The 1,984-nt window shown below is 71.6% G+C and carries 1 protein-coding gene; it reads left to right on the forward strand.

Annotation, left to right across the window (positions count from 1 at the left end):
• Positions 1 to 136 precede the first annotated feature (136 nt).
• Positions 137 to 1,960: a thiamine pyrophosphate-requiring protein gene (locus ACFC02_RS42390; protein WP_376368346.1), complete on the forward strand. Its 1,824-nt coding sequence runs from the start codon at positions 137 to 139 to the stop codon at positions 1,958 to 1,960.
• The last annotated feature ends 24 nt before the right edge of the window (positions 1,961 to 1,984 follow it).

Here is a 1,984-nt window from a genome sequence, read left to right on the forward strand (position 1 = left end):
CCGCGGCGGCCGCCGCCGCGGCCGGCCGGCAAGCGGCCCGGACGGGCGCCCGGCAAGCAGCCCGGACGGCCGCCCGACGGCTGCGCCGCCCTGACCGAGCCCTCTGAACGCACCCCTCCGGAAAGGTTTTCCGAACATGTCGAAGAAGGTCTCCGACCACGTCCTCGAGCGTCTGCGCGACTGGGGTGTGGAGCACGTCTTCGCCTACCCCGGCGACGGCATCAACGGGCTGCTCGCCGCCTGGGGGAGGGCCGACGACAACCCCCGCTTCATCCAGGCCCGGCACGAGGAGATGGCCGCCTTCGAGGCCGTCGGCTACGCCAAGTTCTCCGGCAGGGTCGGCGTGTGCGCCGCCACCTCCGGGCCCGGCGCCATCCACCTGCTCAACGGCCTGTACGACGCCAAGCTCGACCACGTCCCGGTCGTCGCGATCGTCGGCCAGACCAACCGCAGCGCCATGGGCGGCTCCTACCAGCAGGAGATCGACCTGCTGAGCCTGTACAAGGACGTGGCCTCCGACTTCTGCGAGATGGTCACCGTCCCCGAGCAGCTGCCCAACGTCCTGGACCGGGCGATGCGCACCGCCATGGCCCGCCGCTCGGTGTGCGCCGTCATCATCCCCGCCGACGTGCAGGAACTCGACTACTCGCCGCCCGAGCACGCCTTCAAGATGGTCCCCTCCAGCCTGGGCATGCCGCACTACGCCCCGGTCCCCTCCGACGAGGACCTGACCCGCGCCGCCGAGGTGCTCAACGCCGGCGAGAAGGTCGCGATCCTCGTCGGGCAGGGCGCTCGGGGGGCCCGGCAGGAGGTCATGGCGGTGGCCGACCGGCTCAACGCCGGAGTCGCCAAGGCACTGCTCGGCAAGGACGTCCTCGACGACGACCTGCCCTACGTCACCGGCTCCATCGGCCTGCTGGGCACCCGGCCGTCGTACGAGATGATGGAGAACTGCGACACGCTGCTCGTCATCGGCTCGTCGTTCCCGTACACCCAGTTCATGCCGGAGTTCGGGCAGGCGCGGGCCGTGCAGATCGACATCGACCCGCACATGGTCGGCATGCGCTACCCGTTCGAGGTGAACCTCGCCGGTGACGCCCAGGCGGCCCTGACCCGGCTGCTGCCGCTGCTCAAGGCCAACAAGAACAAGAGCTGGCGCAAGACCATCGAGAAGGACGTCTCCCGCTGGTGGGAGGTGATGCAGCGGCGGGCCGCCGTCGACGCCGAACCCATCAACCCCGAGTACGTCGCCCACTCGCTGAGCGACCTGCTGCCCGACGACGTCATCCTCGCCTCCGACTCCGGCTCCGCCGCCAACTGGTACGCCCGCCACCTCAAGCTGCGCGGCGCCATGCGCGGCTCGCTCTCCGGCACGCTCGCCACCATGGGCCCCGGAGTGCCGTACGTCATCGGCGCCAAGTTCGCCCACGGCGACCGCCCGGCGATCGCGCTGGTCGGCGACGGCGCCATGCAGATGAACGGCATGGCCGAGCTGATCACCGTCGCCAAGTACTGGCAGGAGTGGCAGGACCCGCGCCTGATCGTCGCCGTCCTCAACAACCAGGACCTCAACCAGGTCACCTGGGAGATGCGCGCCATGGCCGGCGCCCCGCAGTTCCTGCCCTCCCAGTCGATCCCCGACGTCGCCTACGCCGACTTCGCCCGCTCCCTCGGCCTGAACGGCATCCGGATCGAGGAACCGGGCGGCGTCCGGGGCGCCTGGGAGGCCGCGCTCAGGAGCGACAAGCCGTGCGTGCTGGACTTCGTCACCGACCCGGCCGTGCCGCCCATCCCGCCGCACGCCACCCTCGACCAGATCGAGGCCGCCGCGACCTCCGTCCTCAAGGGCGACAGCGACCGCGCCGGCATGGTCCGCCAGGGCCTGAAGGCCAAGGTGCAGGAGTTCCTGCCCGGCGGCCGGCACCGCCCGGACCGGCCGGGCGCCGAGGAGGGCCGGTGAAGCACGGTCCGGTCACGGCGGGGG

It is taken from the genome of Streptomyces sp. NPDC056160 (assembly GCF_042268205.1).
Lineage (GTDB): Bacteria > Actinomycetota > Actinomycetes > Streptomycetales > Streptomycetaceae > Streptomyces.

Bases quoted from the DNA above. Each gene is read 5' to 3' on its own strand.
- ACFC02_RS42390 (WP_376368346.1), top strand. From the start codon at position 137: ATGTCGAAGAAGGTCTCCGACCACGTCCTCGAGCGTCTGCGCGACTGG.